This window comes from Tsukamurella hominis, from assembly GCF_965137015.1.
Taxonomy (GTDB): domain Bacteria; phylum Actinomycetota; class Actinomycetes; order Mycobacteriales; family Mycobacteriaceae; genus Tsukamurella; species Tsukamurella hominis.
The window spans coordinates 139,268-155,088 of the sequence record NZ_CBCRZG010000004.1 but is presented as its reverse complement, the minus strand read 5'-3'; the positions used below and the strand labels follow the sequence as shown (position 1 = coordinate 155,088).

Annotated in this window: 18 protein-coding genes; 10 read left to right on the top strand and 8 right to left on the bottom strand. The window is 71.9% G+C overall.

Annotated elements, in window-relative coordinates:
* The first annotated feature begins 75 nt into the window (after positions 1 to 75).
* Positions 76 to 2,319, top strand: coding sequence for a DNA polymerase III subunit gamma and tau (locus ACM9LD_RS07415; protein ID WP_415676096.1), 2,244 nt, complete (start codon positions 76 to 78; stop codon positions 2,317 to 2,319).
* A gap of 30 nt (positions 2,320 to 2,349) precedes the next feature.
* Here the strand turns inward: ACM9LD_RS07415 and ACM9LD_RS07410 are convergent, their stop codons facing one another.
* Both ACM9LD_RS07410 and ACM9LD_RS07405 read right to left on the bottom strand, forming a co-directional pair.
* A complete protein-coding gene (locus ACM9LD_RS07410) occupies positions 2,350 to 3,651 on the bottom strand; it encodes a class I SAM-dependent methyltransferase (RefSeq protein ID WP_415676095.1) in 1,302 nt (433 codons plus the stop codon).
* 1 nt (position 3,652) lies between these two features.
* A complete protein-coding gene (locus ACM9LD_RS07405) occupies positions 3,653 to 5,050 on the bottom strand; it encodes an FAD-binding oxidoreductase (protein ID WP_415676228.1) in 1,398 nt (465 codons plus the stop codon).
* A gap of 189 nt (positions 5,051 to 5,239) precedes the next feature.
* Here ACM9LD_RS07405 and ACM9LD_RS07400 point away from each other — a divergent pair, with 189 nt between their 5' ends.
* Both ACM9LD_RS07400 and ACM9LD_RS07395 read left to right on the top strand, forming a co-directional pair.
* Positions 5,240 to 5,689: an SRPBCC family protein gene (locus ACM9LD_RS07400; protein ID WP_415676094.1), complete on the top strand. Its 450-nt coding sequence runs from the start codon at positions 5,240 to 5,242 to the stop codon at positions 5,687 to 5,689.
* Positions 5,690 to 5,732: 43 nt separating this feature from the next.
* Entirely contained in the window at positions 5,733 to 6,665 is a 933-nt protein-coding gene (locus ACM9LD_RS07395) for a pseudouridine synthase (RefSeq protein WP_415676227.1), read from the top strand.
* A gap of 24 nt (positions 6,666 to 6,689) precedes the next feature.
* Here the strand turns inward: ACM9LD_RS07395 and ACM9LD_RS07390 are convergent, their stop codons facing one another.
* Positions 6,690 to 7,514: an Rv3717 family N-acetylmuramoyl-L-alanine amidase gene (locus ACM9LD_RS07390; protein WP_415676093.1), complete on the bottom strand. Its 825-nt coding sequence runs from the start codon at positions 7,512 to 7,514 to the stop codon at positions 6,690 to 6,692.
* Positions 7,515 to 7,626: 112 nt separating this feature from the next.
* Between ACM9LD_RS07390 and ACM9LD_RS07385 the strand changes: the two genes are divergently transcribed.
* Genes ACM9LD_RS07385 through ACM9LD_RS07365 form a run of 5 tightly spaced genes read left to right on the top strand, consistent with a single transcriptional unit; the run spans position 7,627 to position 10,160 of the window.
* A complete protein-coding gene (locus ACM9LD_RS07385) occupies positions 7,627 to 7,917 on the top strand; it encodes a YbaB/EbfC family nucleoid-associated protein (protein ID WP_224650774.1) in 291 nt (96 codons plus the stop codon).
* A 10-nt stretch (positions 7,918 to 7,927) separates the two neighbouring features.
* The gene (gene recR, locus ACM9LD_RS07380; protein ID WP_068742415.1) at positions 7,928 to 8,581 is read left to right on the top strand and encodes a recombination mediator RecR; all 654 of its coding nucleotides are present in this window, start codon (positions 7,928 to 7,930) and stop codon (positions 8,579 to 8,581) included.
* A gap of 3 nt (positions 8,582 to 8,584) precedes the next feature.
* The gene (locus ACM9LD_RS07375) at positions 8,585 to 9,136 is read left to right on the top strand and encodes a uridine kinase family protein (protein ID WP_415676092.1); all 552 of its coding nucleotides are present in this window, start codon (positions 8,585 to 8,587) and stop codon (positions 9,134 to 9,136) included.
* 9 nt (positions 9,137 to 9,145) lie between these two features.
* Entirely contained in the window at positions 9,146 to 9,634 is a 489-nt protein-coding gene (locus ACM9LD_RS07370) for an SRPBCC family protein (protein ID WP_415676091.1), read from the top strand.
* 1 nt (position 9,635) lies between these two features.
* Entirely contained in the window at positions 9,636 to 10,160 is a 525-nt protein-coding gene (locus ACM9LD_RS07365; protein ID WP_415676090.1) for a methylated-DNA--[protein]-cysteine S-methyltransferase, read from the top strand.
* Here the strand turns inward: ACM9LD_RS07365 and ACM9LD_RS07360 are convergent, their stop codons facing one another.
* The 4 genes from ACM9LD_RS07360 to ACM9LD_RS07345 form a co-directional block, all read right to left on the bottom strand.
* The gene (locus tag ACM9LD_RS07360) at positions 10,161 to 10,559 is read right to left on the bottom strand and encodes a type II toxin-antitoxin system VapC family toxin (protein ID WP_415676089.1); all 399 of its coding nucleotides are present in this window, start codon (positions 10,557 to 10,559) and stop codon (positions 10,161 to 10,163) included. It lies immediately after the preceding gene.
* Between the two features lie 5 nt (positions 10,560 to 10,564).
* Entirely contained in the window at positions 10,565 to 10,846 is a 282-nt protein-coding gene (locus tag ACM9LD_RS07355; RefSeq protein WP_415676088.1) for a type II toxin-antitoxin system Phd/YefM family antitoxin, read from the bottom strand.
* A 377-nt stretch (positions 10,847 to 11,223) separates the two neighbouring features.
* Positions 11,224 to 11,931, bottom strand: a complete 708-nt coding sequence (locus ACM9LD_RS07350) for a type 1 glutamine amidotransferase (RefSeq protein ID WP_224650772.1) — start codon at positions 11,929 to 11,931, stop codon at positions 11,224 to 11,226.
* A 26-nt stretch (positions 11,932 to 11,957) separates the two neighbouring features.
* Positions 11,958 to 13,199 (bottom strand): Mur ligase family protein, encoded by a 1,242-nt coding sequence (locus ACM9LD_RS07345; protein WP_415676087.1) that lies wholly within the window; start codon positions 13,197 to 13,199, stop codon positions 11,958 to 11,960.
* Between the two features lie 28 nt (positions 13,200 to 13,227).
* Between ACM9LD_RS07345 and ACM9LD_RS07340 the strand changes: the two genes are divergently transcribed.
* Positions 13,228 to 13,974, top strand: coding sequence for a class I SAM-dependent methyltransferase (locus ACM9LD_RS07340; RefSeq protein WP_415676086.1), 747 nt, complete (start codon positions 13,228 to 13,230; stop codon positions 13,972 to 13,974).
* On the opposite strand, the gene ACM9LD_RS07335 is transcribed toward ACM9LD_RS07340, so the two are convergent.
* Positions 13,861 to 14,853 (bottom strand): EamA family transporter, encoded by a 993-nt coding sequence (locus tag ACM9LD_RS07335; RefSeq protein WP_415676085.1) that lies wholly within the window; start codon positions 14,851 to 14,853, stop codon positions 13,861 to 13,863. The two genes, ACM9LD_RS07340 and ACM9LD_RS07335, sit on opposite strands and share 114 nt — an antisense overlap.
* A gap of 72 nt (positions 14,854 to 14,925) precedes the next feature.
* Between ACM9LD_RS07335 and ACM9LD_RS07330 the strand changes: the two genes are divergently transcribed.
* Positions 14,926 to 15,816: a LysR substrate-binding domain-containing protein gene (locus tag ACM9LD_RS07330; RefSeq protein ID WP_415676084.1), complete on the top strand. Its 891-nt coding sequence runs from the start codon at positions 14,926 to 14,928 to the stop codon at positions 15,814 to 15,816.
* Positions 15,817 to 15,821: the final 5 nt, after the last annotated feature.

The following is a 15,821-nucleotide window of genomic DNA, read 5'->3' as shown; positions in this document are numbered from 1 at the left end:
GCGTCGTCCGCCGCACGCGCGGACGGTGTCGGAGCGAGCTGCGCCGCTGTCGGACCCTGCCGGTAACCTGGCACCGTGGCCCTCTACCGCAAGTACCGTCCAGCGACGTTCGCCGAGGTCGTGGGGCAGGAGCACGTCACCGAGCCGCTGAGCACCGCGCTCGATTCCGGCCGGGTGAACCACGCCTACCTGTTCTCCGGCCCTCGCGGCTGCGGCAAGACCTCGTCGGCCCGCATCCTGGCACGCTCGCTGAACTGCGAGCAGGGCCCCACGAGCACGCCCTGTGGCGTCTGCAACTCCTGCGTCGCGCTCGCCCCCGGCGGCCCGGGCAACCTCGACGTCACCGAGATGGACGCCGCCAGCCACGGCGGCGTGGACGATGCGCGCGAGCTGCGCGACCGTGCCTTCTACGCGCCGGCCGAGTCGCGCTACCGCGTCTTCATCGTCGACGAGGCGCACATGGTCACGCCCCAGGGCTTCAACGCGCTGCTGAAGATCGTGGAGGAGCCGCCGGAGCACCTCATCTTCATCTTCGCCACGACGGAGCCGGAGAAGGTGCTCACCACCATCCGCTCCCGCACGCACCACTACCCGTTCCGGCTGCTCGCGCCCAACGTGATGCGGCCGCTGCTTGAGAAGATCACGGGAGCTGAGCACGTCGCGGTCGAGCCCCAGGTGTATCCGCTGGTGATCCGCGCCGGCGGCGGCTCGCCGCGTGACTCGCTGTCGATCATGGACCAGCTGCTCGCCGGCGCCGGGCCGGAGGGCGTCACCTACCAGCGCGCCCTCGGCCTGCTCGGGGTCACCGACACCGCGCTCATCGACGCCGCGGTCGACGCGCTGGCCGCCGCCGACGGCGCTGCCCTGTTCGGCGCCGTCGAGAAGGTGATGGAGGCCGGGCACGACCCCCGCCGCTTCGCCACCGATCTGCTGGAGCGCCTCCGCGACCTGATCCTCCTGCACACCGTCCCCGACGCCGCCGACCGCGGCCTCATCGATGTGCCGGAGGACGTGCTCGAGACCATGCGCGGGGAGGCCGCGAAGCTCGGCCTCGCCACCCTCACGCGCTGCGCCGAGGTCACGCACGCCTCGCTCGCCGAGATGCGCGGCGCCACCTCGCCGCGCCTGCTGCTCGAGGTCATGTGCGCTCGCATGCTGCTCCCCGCCGCGGATGATTCGCAGGCCGCGCTGCTGCAGCGCATCGAGGCGCTGGAGCGCCGCCCGGCGGGCGCTCCCGCCGACGGCGCCGCCCCCGCCCTGCCCGGGACCGCGTCGAGCACGGCCACCGGTGGTGCCCCGCAATCCGACGGTCCGCCGTCCCGCTTCGTGCGGCCCAGCCAGCGCCAGGCCGAGGGCGCGACCGAGTCGGCCCCGGCTCAGCCGACTCCCGCCCAGCAGGCGGAGCCCACCCCGCCGCCCGCAGCGCCGTCGGCGCCCGCCGCGGCCGTTGCCCCGCCGGCGGAAGCCGCTCCGCACGAGGTCCCGTCCGCACCGGAACCCGCGGCCCCGGCCGAACCCGCTCGCCCCGTCGAGTCCGAGCCGGTGCTGCACCGCGCCGAGCCCGCCCCGGAGCCCCAGCCGCCGACGACCGCTCCGCCCGCGGAGTCCCCGGCGCCGCCGCGCGCCGCGGATCCGGAGCCCGCGCCGGAACCCGAGCCCCGGCCGGTGCCGGATCCGGAGCCCGCGCCTGCCGCTCCGGCAGCGCAGGCACCGTCGGGTCCGTCCGTGGAGGAGGTCCGCACGGCCTGGCCGAAGGTGCTCCGCGCGGTCAAGGACCGCAGCACGGTGACCTTCGCTCTGATGCCGAACGTGCAGGTGCTCGGCCTCGCCGGCGATGTCCTGCACCTCGCACTGCCGATCCCCGCGCTGCTCAGCCGGTTCAGCGATCAGCAGCACGTGGGCAACCTGCGTGACGCCGTCCGCGAGGTCTTCGGTACCCAGTGGAACGTCGAGGTCGGCGACGGCAGCGGCCCCCGTGCGCAGGGTGCCGCCGCGGCGCCCGCGCAGCAGCAGCGCCCGGCCGCCGAGCCGCGCAAGGCGCCGCCCACCTTCGAGCGCCGCAGCCGCGCAGGCGATCAGCGGCCGGACCCGCGGCCGGCGGGCCGGGAGAACCGAGCACCGTCGCATCACGACGACATCCCGCTCCCGCCCGAGCCGGACCCCGAGCCGGCGCCGGTCGAGGAGATCTCCGAGGAGGAGATGATCGACGCGGCGCATCGGGAGGACGCCGCCTCGGGCGGCACCACCGCCCCGCGCCGCGACCCGGACGAGATCGCGCTCGAGCTCCTCAAGAACGAACTCGGCGCCCGCCCCATCTGATCGGGGCGAGCGCCGGATTCGGCTGTGGAGCTACGCGTCCCACCAGGGGCGCAGCGGCAGATCGCCGGCCCCGCCCTTCTCGTCGAGCTTCACCGCCAGCACCTGGTGCAGCTGGACGACGTTGCGCTCGAAGCCCAGCCGCGAGCCGGCCATGTACAGTCCCCAGACGCGGGCGGTGCCCAGGCCCACCTCGGCGACGGCCTCGTCCCAGTTGGCGACCAGGTTCTTGCACCATTCCGCGAGGGTCAGCGCGTAGTGCTCGCGGAGGTTCTCCTCGTGGCGCACCTCCATGCCGCCGATGTCCTGGATCGCGGCGATCACGCGGCCGGAGCCGGTGAGCTCACCGTCGGGGAAGACGTACCGGTCGATGAACTGGCCGCCCTTGCCCGACAGCTTGTTGTCGTGCCGCGTGATCGTGTGGTTCAGCAGCAGCCCACCGGTCTTCAGCTTCTCCCGCAGCGACGTGAAGTACGCCGGGTAGTTGTGCACGCCGATGTGCTCGGTGAGACCGATGGAGCTGATCGCGTCGAAGTCGCCCTCGGGTACGTCGCGGTAGTCGCTGTAGCGCACCTCGGCGAACTCGCCGAGGCCCTCGGCCTCGATCGCGGCCTGCGCCCACTCCGCCTGCTCCTTGGACAGCGTCGCGCCGATGGCGTGCACCCCACGGCGGGCCGCGTAGCGAACCATGCCGCCCCAACCGCAGCCCACGTCCAGCAGCCGATCGCCGGGCTTGAGGCGCAGCTTCTCGAAGACGAGGCGGTACTTGTTCTCCTGCGCCTCCTCCAGCGTCGCGCCGGAATCCGGGTAGCACGCGCAGGTGTAGGTCATCGACGGCCCGAGTACCAGCTCGTAGAAGCGGTTGGAGACGTCGTAGTGGTGGTGGATCGCGTCGGCATCGCGGGACTTGCTGTGCCGCAGGCCCTCCGCGATCCGCCGCCAGCGCGGGATCGCCTCCTGCGGCGGGGGCGCGATGGGGATCATGTGCTCGGCACCGACCGAGCGCGCGATCTGCGCGATCAGCCGGGGCCCCGGCTTGGCGAACTTCAGGTCGTCCGAGAGGGCCCGCAGCGCTTCGTAGGGGTCTCCGGGGGGCGCGCCGGTCAATTCCAGATCGCCCGCGATGTAGGCGCGCGCGAGGCCCATGTCGCCGGGTGCGGTGGCGAGATAGGTCGTTCCGCGCGGGGTGAGCAGGTCGAGGCCGTAGGGCGCGTCGTCCGGCCCGGCCGACGAGCCGTCGTAGGCCTTCACCCGTATGGCGAGTTTCCCGCCCGCCACCTTCTCGATGATCTCGGCGAGGCTGAGCTTGGGGAGATGCTCAGTGGATCGCGTCAATTCACTGCCTCCTGACTGTCTTGTCGTACAGCCCCAGCAGACGATCCTCCGGGTCGTAGCGGGATTTGTACTTCTCCAAGTGGACTCCGCCGTAGAGCTCGTCGAACTCGGCGCGCTCGTAGAAGGCCTCGGAGTAGAGGGACTTGTGTCCCCCGAGCTCCGACACCTTCTCCTCGATGAGGCGGTTCGCCCGGCCCTCGATCTGGCCGGGTTGCTTCGGGACCGCGGACCAGAAACCGACGTTCACGTAGGTCTCGCGGGGTTTCAGCGGGTACAGCGGCCACGGCCGGTCCGGGTCCGCGCCGGTCGGCAGCGGCTCACGCAACCGCAACGGGCACAGCCAGATCGGCTCGATGGGGATCTCGTCCAGGAACCATTCGAGGAAGTCGACGGTCTCGTCGATGTGCACCTCGATGTCCTGTACCACGCGCTCGCCGGGCGGCTCGCCCTTGCGCGCGGCGAGCCGGTCGCCGATGTCCCACCGGCGGTCCAGCGCCACGAGCTTCCAGTAGAAGCTGCTGCGCAGCAGGTGTTTCGGCCACAGCCGCCGGACCTTCGGGTTCTGCGCGCCGAAGGCGCGGGAGCACCAGAACCAGTCGGTGTCCCAGCGCCACAGGTAGTCGTGGGTGGTGAGCCGGTCGCGGGTCACGCCGTCGGCGTGCTGGATCGACCGGTAGTAGATCTCCCGGCCCGTGTAGTCGCTGAGCGGTCCGGCTTCGTCGGTCTTGCGGCCGAGGACCAGGTACGACTCCGTCGCGGAGAAGACCACTCCGTCGAGGTAGTCGACGGGCTCGCCGTCGTACTCCCGCCCATCGACGATGTCCGCCATCGCCTCCTGCAGGTCGTCCAGCGTGTGGAAGCGCACGTGCCGCAGCTCCACGTACCGCGCGACGGGCTCCAGGGTGATCGTCAGCCGCGTCGAATAGCCCAGCGTGCCGTACGAATTGGGGAAGCCGAAGAAGAGCTCCGCGTCCGGCCCGTCCGGCGTCGCGGTCACCACGTCGCCGCTGCCGGTGAGGATGTCCATCGACAGCACCGCCTCGTGCGGCAGCCCGGCCCGGAACGAGCTCGACTCGATGCCCATCCCGCTCACAGCGCCGCCGAGCGTGATCGTCTTCAGCTGCGGGACGACGGTGGGCGCGAGGCCGAAGGGCAGGGTCGCCGCGACGAGGTCCTCGTACGTGCACATGCCGCCCACGTCGGCGGTCCGGGCCTCGGGGTCGATGGAGATGACCGAGGCGAGGCCGGAGACGTCGAGCCCGGGGGCGTCCGTGGCCGCGCGGGCGCGGAACAGATTGGAGGTCTTCTTCGCCAGCCGGACCCGTGAGTTCGGCGGGATCGCTCGGTAGCTGTCGCGCAGGCGCGCCAGACCTTCCTGATAGGCGGCCTCGCCTGCGATCGGGATCGTCGACGGGGTTCGCGCCGGCGTTCTATTGCGAGCACTCACGATCTACGACGCTATACCTCTCGGCCGCGGCGCGCGCGGGCCGTTACCGATTGGTTAGGCTGGCATCGAACCCGTCGGCGGTGCCGACATCCACGCCCCCGACCTGCTCGAGGGCACCGATACTCAGAGGATCGAAGTACGTTGGCCCAGGTAACCGCCACAAAGTCCATCACCATCGCCGCCGCGCCCGAGAAGGTCCTGGCGGCCATCGCGGACTACACCCGCCGCGCGGAGATCCTGCCCCCGAACTACCGCGAGTACCGCGTGATCGAGGGCGGCCAGGGCTCGGGCACCGTCGCCGAGTGGATCCTGCAGGCCACCGAGAAGCGCTCGCGCGACGTGCGCGCCACCGTCACCGTCGACGGCGCCACGGTGACCGAGACCGACGCGAACAGCTCGATGGTCACCACCTACCGCGCCGTCGCCGCCGACAGCGCGGGCGACGCCACCACCGTCACCATCACCACCACCTGGCAGGGCGCGGGCGGCATCGGCGGCTTCTTCGAGAAGACCTTCGCCCCCAAGGGGCTCGGCCGCATCTACGACGAGCTGCTCACCAACCTCAAGGTGCAGGTCGAGTCCAACGGCTAGACGGCCGCGGCGGCACCGGGGCGCCCCCGTCGCACCCCTGCCGCTGCGCGACGGGGTCGACCCCACGCGGCTCGTCATCGCCGAGGAGGAGGCCGGGCGCACCCTCGGCGAGGTGCTCGAGGCCCGCTTCCCGGGCACCGCGGAGTACGTCGCGCGGGAGAGCGCCGCGGGACGCGTCCTGTCCTCCGGCGGTGCGCCGCTCGCACCCGGTTCGGTCGTCGCCGCCCGGCAGGCGGTGTGGATGTACCGCGAGCTGCCCGACGAGATCGACGTGCCCTTCCCGATGCCGATCCTGTACGAGGACGAGCGGATCGTCGTCGTGGACAAGCCGCACTTTCTGGCGACGATGCCGCGCGGCGCGCGGGTCGTGCAGAGCGCCCTGGTGCGGCTGCGTCGGGAGCTCGACGAGCCGCTTCTCTCGCCCGCGCACCGGCTCGATCGGCTCACCGCCGGCGTGCTGCTGTTCACCCGTGACCCGGCAGTGCGCGGCGCCTATCAGCAGCTGTTCGCGACCGGGCGGGCCCGCAAGGAGTACGCGGCCCTCGCGCCGCTACGCGCCGGTCTCGAGCTGCCGACGGTCGTGGAGTCCCGGATCGAGAAGACGCCCGGCATCATGCGGGCCTACGAGGTGGACGGCCCGGTGAACGCGCGCTCGCACGTCGCGCTCGAGGCCGACGTGCCGGACGGGCGGGGCGGCACCGTCGGGCGGTACCGGCTGCGCCCCGAGACGGGCAAGACGCACCAGCTCCGCCTGCACATGTCCGGCCTGGGCGTGCCGATCCTGGGGGATCCGCTGTATCCGGAACCGCGGGACTTAGTGGACGGCGACTTCTCCGACCCGCTGCGCCTGCTGGCGCGCACGCTCGCCTTCGCCGATCCAGTGGACGGCACCGAGCGCGAATACGTGAGCGGGCGGGACCTGGCGGTCGTGAGTTCGGCGGCTCAGCGCATCAGCGAGCCGGATTCGGCTTCGTAACCCCGAATTCGGCCGGATTCGCGACTATCGCGTCGCAGGAGAGCCCAGGTACGCGGCGAGCCCGGCGGCGATCGCGTCCGCGAGCCGCTGCTGGCCGTCGGCCGATTCGAGCACCTTGGCCTCGGTCGCGTCGCGGAGGTTGCCCGCCTCGACCAGCACCGACGGCACCGTCGCGAGGTTGAGCCCGGCGAGGTCGGAGCGAGGGGAGAGCCCGCCCGAGCCGATGTACGCCGCCGGCGTGAAACCGCCGGCGACCAGCGCGTCGCGCATCTTCGCCGCGTACGCGGGGCTCGCCGTCTGCTGCACGGGGTTGAGCGGCGGCGAGGAGAGATTCACGTGAAACCCTCGGTTACCGGGGGTGGAACCGTCGGCGTGGATGCTCACGGCGGCGTCGGCGCCCCAGGAGTTCGCGGCCGCGGCGCGGGCGTCGATGCACGACGCGACGGACGTGTCGTCGTTGCGGGAGAGCATCACCTGCGCGCCGGCCGCGGTGAGCGCCTGATAGAGCTTGTACGCCACCGCGTAGTTGAACGTGTGCTCCGGCACCCCGTTCACGCTGGTCGTTCCGGTGGTCTGGCACGGCTTGGTGCCGCCGCGGCCCGTCGGGACCTGCTTGTTGATCGAGGCGTCGTTCGCGCCGTTGTGTCCCGGGTCGACGAAGATCTTCTTCCCGCTCAGCGCGCCGGCGGCGAGCGGCGCCGCGTTGTTCACGAGGGCGGGGCCGTCGGGCGATAGGCTGGTGGGTGCGGCCGCGTTCCGCTGCTGTCCGGCGTCACCGAGGGTGCAGCCGGAGAGGATCAGTGCGGGGAGCACGGTCGCGGCCAGGAGGGCGGAACGGCGGTTCGTCACGGATCGCACTGTACCGCCCCAACCGGCACAGTGGTAACACAAGTAACACGAATCGGACATAGCGGGTCACGCGACCGGCGTTAGGGAGACAAGCATGCAGCCCGGAGGCTCGATGGAAGACCTGATGGCCCAGGTCGGCGCGATGCAGCAGCAGCTCATGGCGGCCCAGCAGGAACTCGCGGTCACCACCGTCGAGGGACAGGCCGGCGGCGGCCTCGTGAAGGTCACCGGCACCGGCGACGGCCAGGTGCAGTCGGTGACCATCGACCCCAAGGTGGTCGACCCGGAGGACGTCGAGACCCTGCAGGACCTGGTCCTGGGAGCGCTCTCGAACCTGGCGGAGAACACCGCCGCCGTCGCGCAGCAGAAGATGGGGCCGCTGGCCGGCGGCCTGCCCTTCTGACGGTCGGCACGTGTACGAAGGACCCGTTCAGGAGCTGATCGACGAGTTGGCCAAGCTCCCGGGGGTGGGGCCGCGCGGCGCCCAGCGCATCGCGTTCCACCTCCTGGGGGTGCAGCCCACCGACATCGATCGGCTCACGAACGCGCTCACCCGCGTGCGCAACGACGTGCGCTACTGCGAGGTGTGCGGCAACGTCTCGGCCGAGACCCGGTGCCGGATCTGCTCCGATCCGCGCCGCGACGCCTCGAAGATCTGCGTGGTCGAGGAGGCCAAGGACGTCCAAGCCGTGGAGCGCACCCGCGAGTACCGCGGGCTCTACCACGTGCTCGGGGGCGCGCTGAACCCGATCAAGTCGGTCGGGCCCGACAAGCTGCGGATCCGCGAGCTGCTCGTCCGCCTCGGCACGTCGGTCGACGGGGTCGACGTCGACGAGGTCATCATCGCGACCGACCCGAACACCGAGGGCGAGGCCACCGCGGCCTTCCTCGTGCGGATGCTCAAGGACTTCCCCGGCCTCACCGTCACCCGCCCCGCCGCGGGCCTGCCGATGGGCGCCGAGCTCGAGTTCGCCGACGAGCTGACCCTCGGCCGCGCCATGAGCGGCCGCCGATCCCTGTCCGAGCCGCCGCGCGTGCTCGAGGAGTTCCCGCCCGCGGGCGGGTGAGGCATGGAGGCCTCCGAACTGCTGGCCCGGCTGGGCGGCGCCGAGGGCATCGTCGCGATCGACGGTCCCTCCGGGGCCGGCAAGTCGACGTACGCACAGCGCCTCGTGGGCGATCTCCGGGCCGACGGTGCCCGGGTCGCCCTGATCCGCACGGACCACTACGCCACCTGGGACGACCCGGTGTCGTGGTGGCCGCAGCTCGTCGACGAGGTGATCGAACCCCTGGTCCGCGGCCGGGACGCCTTCTACCGCCCCATGGTCTGGCGCGACGGCGTGCCGACGCCGGGGGAGGAGCTGCGAGTGCCACGGGCGTCCCTCATCGTGATCGAGGGCGTGTCCAGCGCGCGCCGCTCCTTCGCCGACCGCCTGTCGCTGGGCCTCTGGCTGGACGGCGGCACCGCGGAGCAGCGACTCGAACGGGCCGTCGCGCGCGACGGCGAGGAGTCGCGCGCCGAGCTCGTGCGCTGGCAGGAGTTCGAGCGCGGCTGGTTCGCGGTCGACGGGACGCGTGATCGCTGCATCGTCGTCGACGAACATGTCGGAGCCGCGGAATAAGATCGCCCCATGCGCCTGCGCGACCACCCGATCATCGAGGTCTCCCGGAAGCTGCCCTGCTCGCCGGAGGAGGCGTGGCGCCTCGTCACGGACATCACGCTGCCCACCCGGGCGGAGGGGGAGCTGCAGCGCGCCGAATGGCTCGACGGTGCCGCCGGCGTCGCCGTCGGAGCGCGGTTCCGCGGCCACAACGCCGATCCGGAGATCGGCGAGTGGTTCACCGAGCCCGAGGTCGCCGAGGTCGAGGACGGTCGGCGCTGGGTCTGGCGCGTGGGCCCGGCCGATGATCCGCTGGCCACGTGGGGATTCGAGGTCGAACCCGCCGAGGGCGGCACGCTGGTGCGGCAGTGGGCGCGCGCCGGGACCGGTACCTCGCCGCTGAGCGAGTACATCGCGCAGCACCCGGAGCGGGAGGCGCAGATCATCGACTTCCGCCTCGGCCTCTGGCACGACTACATGGAGGCCAACCTCGATCTGCTCGCGCGGGAGGTGGGCTGACGTGGCCGCCGGGTACGCCCTCTTCGACACCGCTGTCGGCCGGTGCGGGATCGCCTGGGGCGCCGACGATGCCGTCACCGCCGTCCGGTTGCCGGAGGAATCCGACGAGATCACTGCGGAGTATCTCGGCGACGGCGCGGAGCCGTCCGAACCGCCGGAGTCCGTCGCGCGGGTGATCGCGGCCGTCGTCGACCTGGTCTCCGGCACGAACCTCGACGACGACCTCGCCTGGGTCCCACTGGACATGCAGGGGCTCACCGATTTCCAGCGCGCCGTTTACGACGTCGCGCGACGGATTCCGCCCGGCTCGACTCGCACCTACGGCGAGATCGCCACGGAGATCGGCCTTCCCGGCTCGGCTCGCGCGGTAGGCCGGGCGCTGGGCGAAAACCCGTACCCGCCCGTCGTTCCGTGCCATCGCGTCACCGCGGCGAACGGCCGCACCGGAGGCTTCTCCGCCGGCGGCGGCGTGGAGACCAAGATGCGCCTCCTCGCAACGGAGCAGGCAGTGCTGGGGCTCTGGTGACTACTCCGCGCCGGGCGAGACGACGGTGAGCCCCTCCGCTCGCGCGGCGTCCAGAAGTCTTTTGTCGTAGCTGACGAACGCACTGACCATCTCGCGAATGCTCACGGCCGACGCCAGGTGAATCGCGTCGAGCGATCGCAGAGTCGGTGGTCCGATGCGCTCGGCTCCGGCAACGATCTCCTCAGTCACTGAAGCGCCGTTGATCCAGTTCGCGACGTATCGGGCGTTGTCGAAGATCTCTTCGTCATCGAGGCGCGCCGCCGTGCGCATCAGCTCGATGCGGCCGACGTCGCTGGTTGTCAACGACTCGTGGGCTTCGGCTTGTTCGGCGACCCACATGGTGAGCGCGTCCGATTCGTGCTCCGCGATGATGAGCTTGGTCAGTGCGGAGGTGTCCATGTAAATCATTCTTCCCGCATCTCGAGGAGGATCTGAGTCAGCGACTTCTCGCCGGGCCGTAGCGGCCTCCGCATCGCGACGAGCTTCTCGAGGTCGAACGGGTGCTTGGCGGGCTTGATCTTTCCGGCCGCGACCAATTCGCGGAACTGACGTTCCTTCTCGCTGACCGGGACCAGCCGGGCGACCAACTTGCCGTGGTTGGTCACCTCGATCTCCTCGCCCGCCTCTACGCGGGCAAGGTACTTCGACGCGTGCTGCCGCAGCTCACGGACCCCGATCTGCTCCATGTGCTCGAATGTAGCACTTGATGTGCTACTCATGTCACGGTCGCTTCCGGTGAGGCGAATCGGCCACTGGCGACGCGGCGGCGTCGTGCTTTCCTGCGCCGGACGCGTGCCGCCGCCGAGGTTTCGGCCGATGAGCCTTGCCGGTCTTCTTCCGCGCGTCGCGCCGCTGCTTGCTGGTTCTACTCACGATGTCCCCCGAACTCTCGATGACGAGAAAGGGATAGGACGCCGCGCCGACATGTTTCGTCGGCGACGTAGGCGCCGCCGGGATCCAGCGCAGCGGGTGACGCGGGTATGCGTCGCACGCATGGCTGCGCGACGAGACACCTGCCCCGCGGGCCCGGGCCGACCGCGTGAACCCGGGCAGCCCGCCGGTCCTACTTCCGCAGGCGCTCGCGCCGCAATAGTTCCACGTCCGGCAGGTCCAGCGGCTCGAGCGAACGCCCGGTCGCGCGGGACAGCAGGTGGTCGGCCAGCTCCGGGTTCCGGGCGAGCGCGGGGCCGTGCATGTAGGTGCCGAGCACGCTGCCCTGGACCACCCCGTCGACCGCGGCGCCCGCACCGTTGCCGGTACCCCGCACCACGCGCTGCAGCGGCGCGGCGTCCGGGCCGAGAGCCGAACCGCCGCGGTGGTTCTCGAACCCCGTCAGCGGCTGGGTGAGCCCGTCGATCAGCGGCACACCCTCGATCTCGCCGATCGACCGCTCCGCCTGCGGGGTGGTGGTGAGGTCGAACAGCGAGATGCCGTCGACGCGTTCGCCCTCGGAGGTCTCGTACCAGTGGCCGAGCACCTGGATCGCGGCGCAGATCGCGAGCACCGGCGCGCCCTTCGCCGCGGCCTCCTGCATCCCCGGGTACTGCGTGAGGTGGCGGGTGGCGAGCCGCTGCGCGTAGTCCTCGGCGCCGCCCAGCGTGTAGATGTCGCAGGTCGCGGGCACCGGATCGGCCAGCGTGATCGGCAGCACCTCGGCGTCGATGCCCCGCAGCCGCGCGCGCTGGCGGAGCACGAGGGCGTTGCCCCCGTCGCCGTAGGTGCCCATCACGTCGGGCAGCACCAGGCCGATGACCAGGGTGGATTCGGTGATCCGGGCCTCGGATCCGGAGAAGTCGATCACGCGCGCCGCCCTTCGAGAGCCGTGTTCAGGTCGCGGAACGCGGTGTAGTTCGCGAGCACCTCCACGCGCCCGGGCGGGCACGAGGCGATCGCCGCCAGCGGGTCGGCGACGAGCGAGTGCTCGGCACCGGCGTAGGTCAGCCGCACCGCGAGATCGGCGCCGCGCTCGCCCGACGCGACGACCTTGCCGTTCTCGAACCGCTCGAACTGCACGTCCCACAGCCAGGAGAGGTCCTCGCCGTCGGGCACCTGCCCGTTCACCGCGATGACCAGGCCCTCGGCGGTGCCGTCGATCATCGACATGGCCTCCTGCCAGCCGGCGGGGTTCTTCGCGAGCAGCATCCGCACGGTGTGCTCGCCGACGGTCACCGTCGCGTACCGTCCGGCGACCTCGCCGACGGTGCCGACGGCCTCGACCGCGGCCCGCGGGTCGGCGCCCATGGCGACCGCCGCGGCGACGGCCTGCGCGGCGTTGCCGCGGTTGGCGCGGCCCGGCAGGCTCAGGGTGAGCGGCGCGACGAAGCCTTCCGGCCCGTGGATGGAGGTGTCGTCCACCCACCAGTCGGGCTCGGGACGGGAGAAGTCGGTCCCCGTCGAGTACCAGTGCGCGCCGTCGCGGACGATGGGCTCGCCCGAGCGGGGGCACGAGGTGGAGTCGCTGGTCCATCCGGCGCCGGCCGCGACCCAGACGACGTTCTTCGCGTCGTACGCGACGGACGTCACGAGCACGTCGTCGCAGTTGGCGATCACGGTGAGGTCGGGGTGCGCGTCGACGCCTGCGCGCAGCCTGCGCTCGATGGCGTTGATCTCGCCGACCCGGTCGAGCTGGTCGCGGGACAGGTTCAGCAGCACCAGCGCTTCGGCGGCCGTCGCGTCGAGCACGTGCGGCACGTGCAGCTCGTCGACCTCGAGGGCCGCGAGTGGCGCGCGCTGGTGCGCGGTGAGCGTGGCGACGATGCCGGCGTCCATGTTGGCCCCGTCGGCCTGCGTGGCGACCTCGCGGCCCAGCGTGCCGAGCGCGGCGGCGGTCATCCGGGTCGTCGTCGACTTGCCATTGGTGCCGGTCACGACGACGGTGCGCTTGCCGGCGGCGAGCCGGGACATGAGGTTCGGTTCGATCTTGAGTGCGACGAGGCCGCCGATCATCGAGCCCTTGCCGCGCCCGGCGCGCTGCGACGCCCAGGCTGCGGATCGGGCGGCGAGCAGCGCCGCGCGGGCGCGGAGGGGGAGTCCGGGCATGCGCTCCAGGATAGGGCAAGCTGGATTCATGGCTGAACTGCACGAAGATCGTCGCCGCGCCCTCTCCTTCGGGGCGATCGCCGACGACTACGACCGGCTCCGCCCGCGCTACAGCGACGTCACGCTCGACGCGATCGCGACCGGTGGCACCGCCCTCGACGTCGGCGCCGGGACTGGGATCCTCGCCCGGCAGCTGCGGGACCGTGGGCTGGACGTCCTCGCCGTCGAGCCCGACGGTGCCATGGCCGACGTCGCGCGCGCCTCCGGCGTCCCCGCCGAGGTCGCGACCTTCGAGGAGTGGGACGCGCGGGGCCGCACCTTCGACCTGGTGACCTTCGGCCAGTCGTGGCACTGGGTCGACGCCGAGACCGCGGTCCCGCGGCTCGCCGGCCTGCTCAACCCGGGCGGCCGCGTCGTCCTGCTGTGGAACAAGCTGCGGCCGACGGCACCGTCGAACGACGACCTGCGCGCCGCGAGTGAGGACTACGTCAACGTGGAGGCCGCTGGCGCGGGCACCGCCCACGACCAGATGTACGCGATGGCCGAGCTGCGCGGCCGGTTCGAGGCCGCGGGCTTCACCGTCACCGAGCGCGAGGACTCGTGGACCGAGACGCAGGAGAAGGACCGGTGGCTCGACCTCGTCTTCACCTACTCGGGCCACTCAACCCTGCCGGACGACCGCCGGGTCGCCCTGCGCGCCGCGCTCGCCGAGGTCATCGGCGACGGTGACGTCGAGCTGGCCGCCGGCACCATCGCCCTCATCGCCGAGCGGTAACGGCGCGGGCTTGAGCATTCCCAGCAGGCAGCCCGTGATGACGATCGCCGCGCCGGTGAGGGCCAGCGCTGTCGGGTGCTCACCGAGGACCACGGCGCTCGCGGCGATGCCGACGACGGGGACGAGGAGCGTCGCGGGCGCGACCGTCGAGGCGGGGTAGCGGGCCATCAGAGCGCCCCACAGCCCGTATCCGACGACGGTGCTCAGGATCGCGATGTACGCGACGCCCAGGAGGGCGAGGCGCCCGTCGACACCGTCGAGGCTGTGCGCCAGGGCCTTCCAGCCCGTGGTGGGGCCCTCGACCGCGGCGCTGAGCGCCAGCATCGGCAGGGGCGGGATCACCGACATCCAGAGCGTGAAGCGGAAGGGCTCCGACGGTGCCGCCAGCCGCTGTCCGATGTTGCCGAACGCCCAGCTGAGCCCGCCGAGCAGGGTGAGGATCACTCCGAGCACCCCGACCCCGGCCGCGGCGTCCGCGCGGTCGGCGATGATCAGGCCCATGCCGACGACGGCGATCCCGATGCCCGCGACCTGCCGGAGGGTCAGCTTCTCGTGCAGCAGCACGGCACCGAGCAGCACGGTGAAGGGGGCGGACGACTGCAGCACCAGCGAGGCGAGGCCGGTGGGCATGCCGATGTGCATCGCGGTGAACAGCAGGCCGAACTGGAAGGTGCCCGAGCCGATGCCGTACAGCAGCAGCCACTTCACCGGACCCTTCGGCGGCCGCACGAAGAGCAGCACGGGGAGGGCCAGCACGAGGAAGCGAAGCGCGCCGAGGAACAGCGGCGGGAAGTAGTCGAGGCTGTAGCGGATGGCGAGGAAGTTGAGCCCCCACAGCACGACGACGGTGAGGGCGACGAGGCGGTGGCGGGGGCTCATGAACTCCACTCTCCAGCGTGAAGAACGGAAGGACAATCGAATACTTCTTGACCGTCCATGTAGCTTGGCTACATGGATGTGCACCGTCTCCGGATCCTGCGCGAACTCGCCGACCGCGGCACCGTTGCGTCGACGGCTCGGGCGATGGACATGACGCCGTCCGCGGTGTCGCAGCAGCTCAAGGTGCTCGCGCGGGAGGCGGGCGTCGACCTGCTCGAGCCCGACGGACGGCGGGTGCGCCTCACCGACGCCGGGCTGGCGCTGGTGGTCCGCGCGGAATCCGTTCTGGGCGAGTTGGATCGGGCGCGCGCGGAGATGGACCGCTACCGCTCGACGCCGATCGGCGTGGTCCGGCTGACGCTCTTCCCGTCGGCGGCCGAACTCCTCCTGCCCGGCGTGCTGCGTCGCACCGCCGCGGCCGGGATCCAGGTGGCCGCCGCCGACGCGGACCTGCCGGGCACCGAACTGCCGGCGATGCTCGCGGACGCGGACGTCGTGGTCGCGCACCGCGACGAGCGGGCGGCGCCGTTGGGTGGGCCCCGGATCGCCTCTCGCGTCCTCATGCGCGAGCCGATCGACCTGGTGGTGCCGGTCGACCACCCGCTCGCCGAGGCCGGCCGGGTCGATGCGTCGCAACTCGCCGACCTCGACTGGATCAGCGTGCGCGACGGCTTCCCGGTCGACGACGTGCTCCGCTCCCTCGCGACGATCACCGGCGTCCAGCCGCGGGTCGTCCAGCGGATCAACGACTTCCACACGATTCAGGCGATGGTCGCGGCCGGCCTCGGGGTGGCGTTCGTCGCGCGCCACGCGGTGACGCATCCCGGCGTGCGCAGTTTGGAGATCGTCGGCGTCCTCGCCGCCCGCATCCTCGAGGTGGCGACGCGTCCCGGGGCCGAGCGGCGGCCCGCGGTGGCCGCGGTGCTCCGCGCGCTCGACGAGGAGGTCGCGGCGGTGAGTTGACGGGC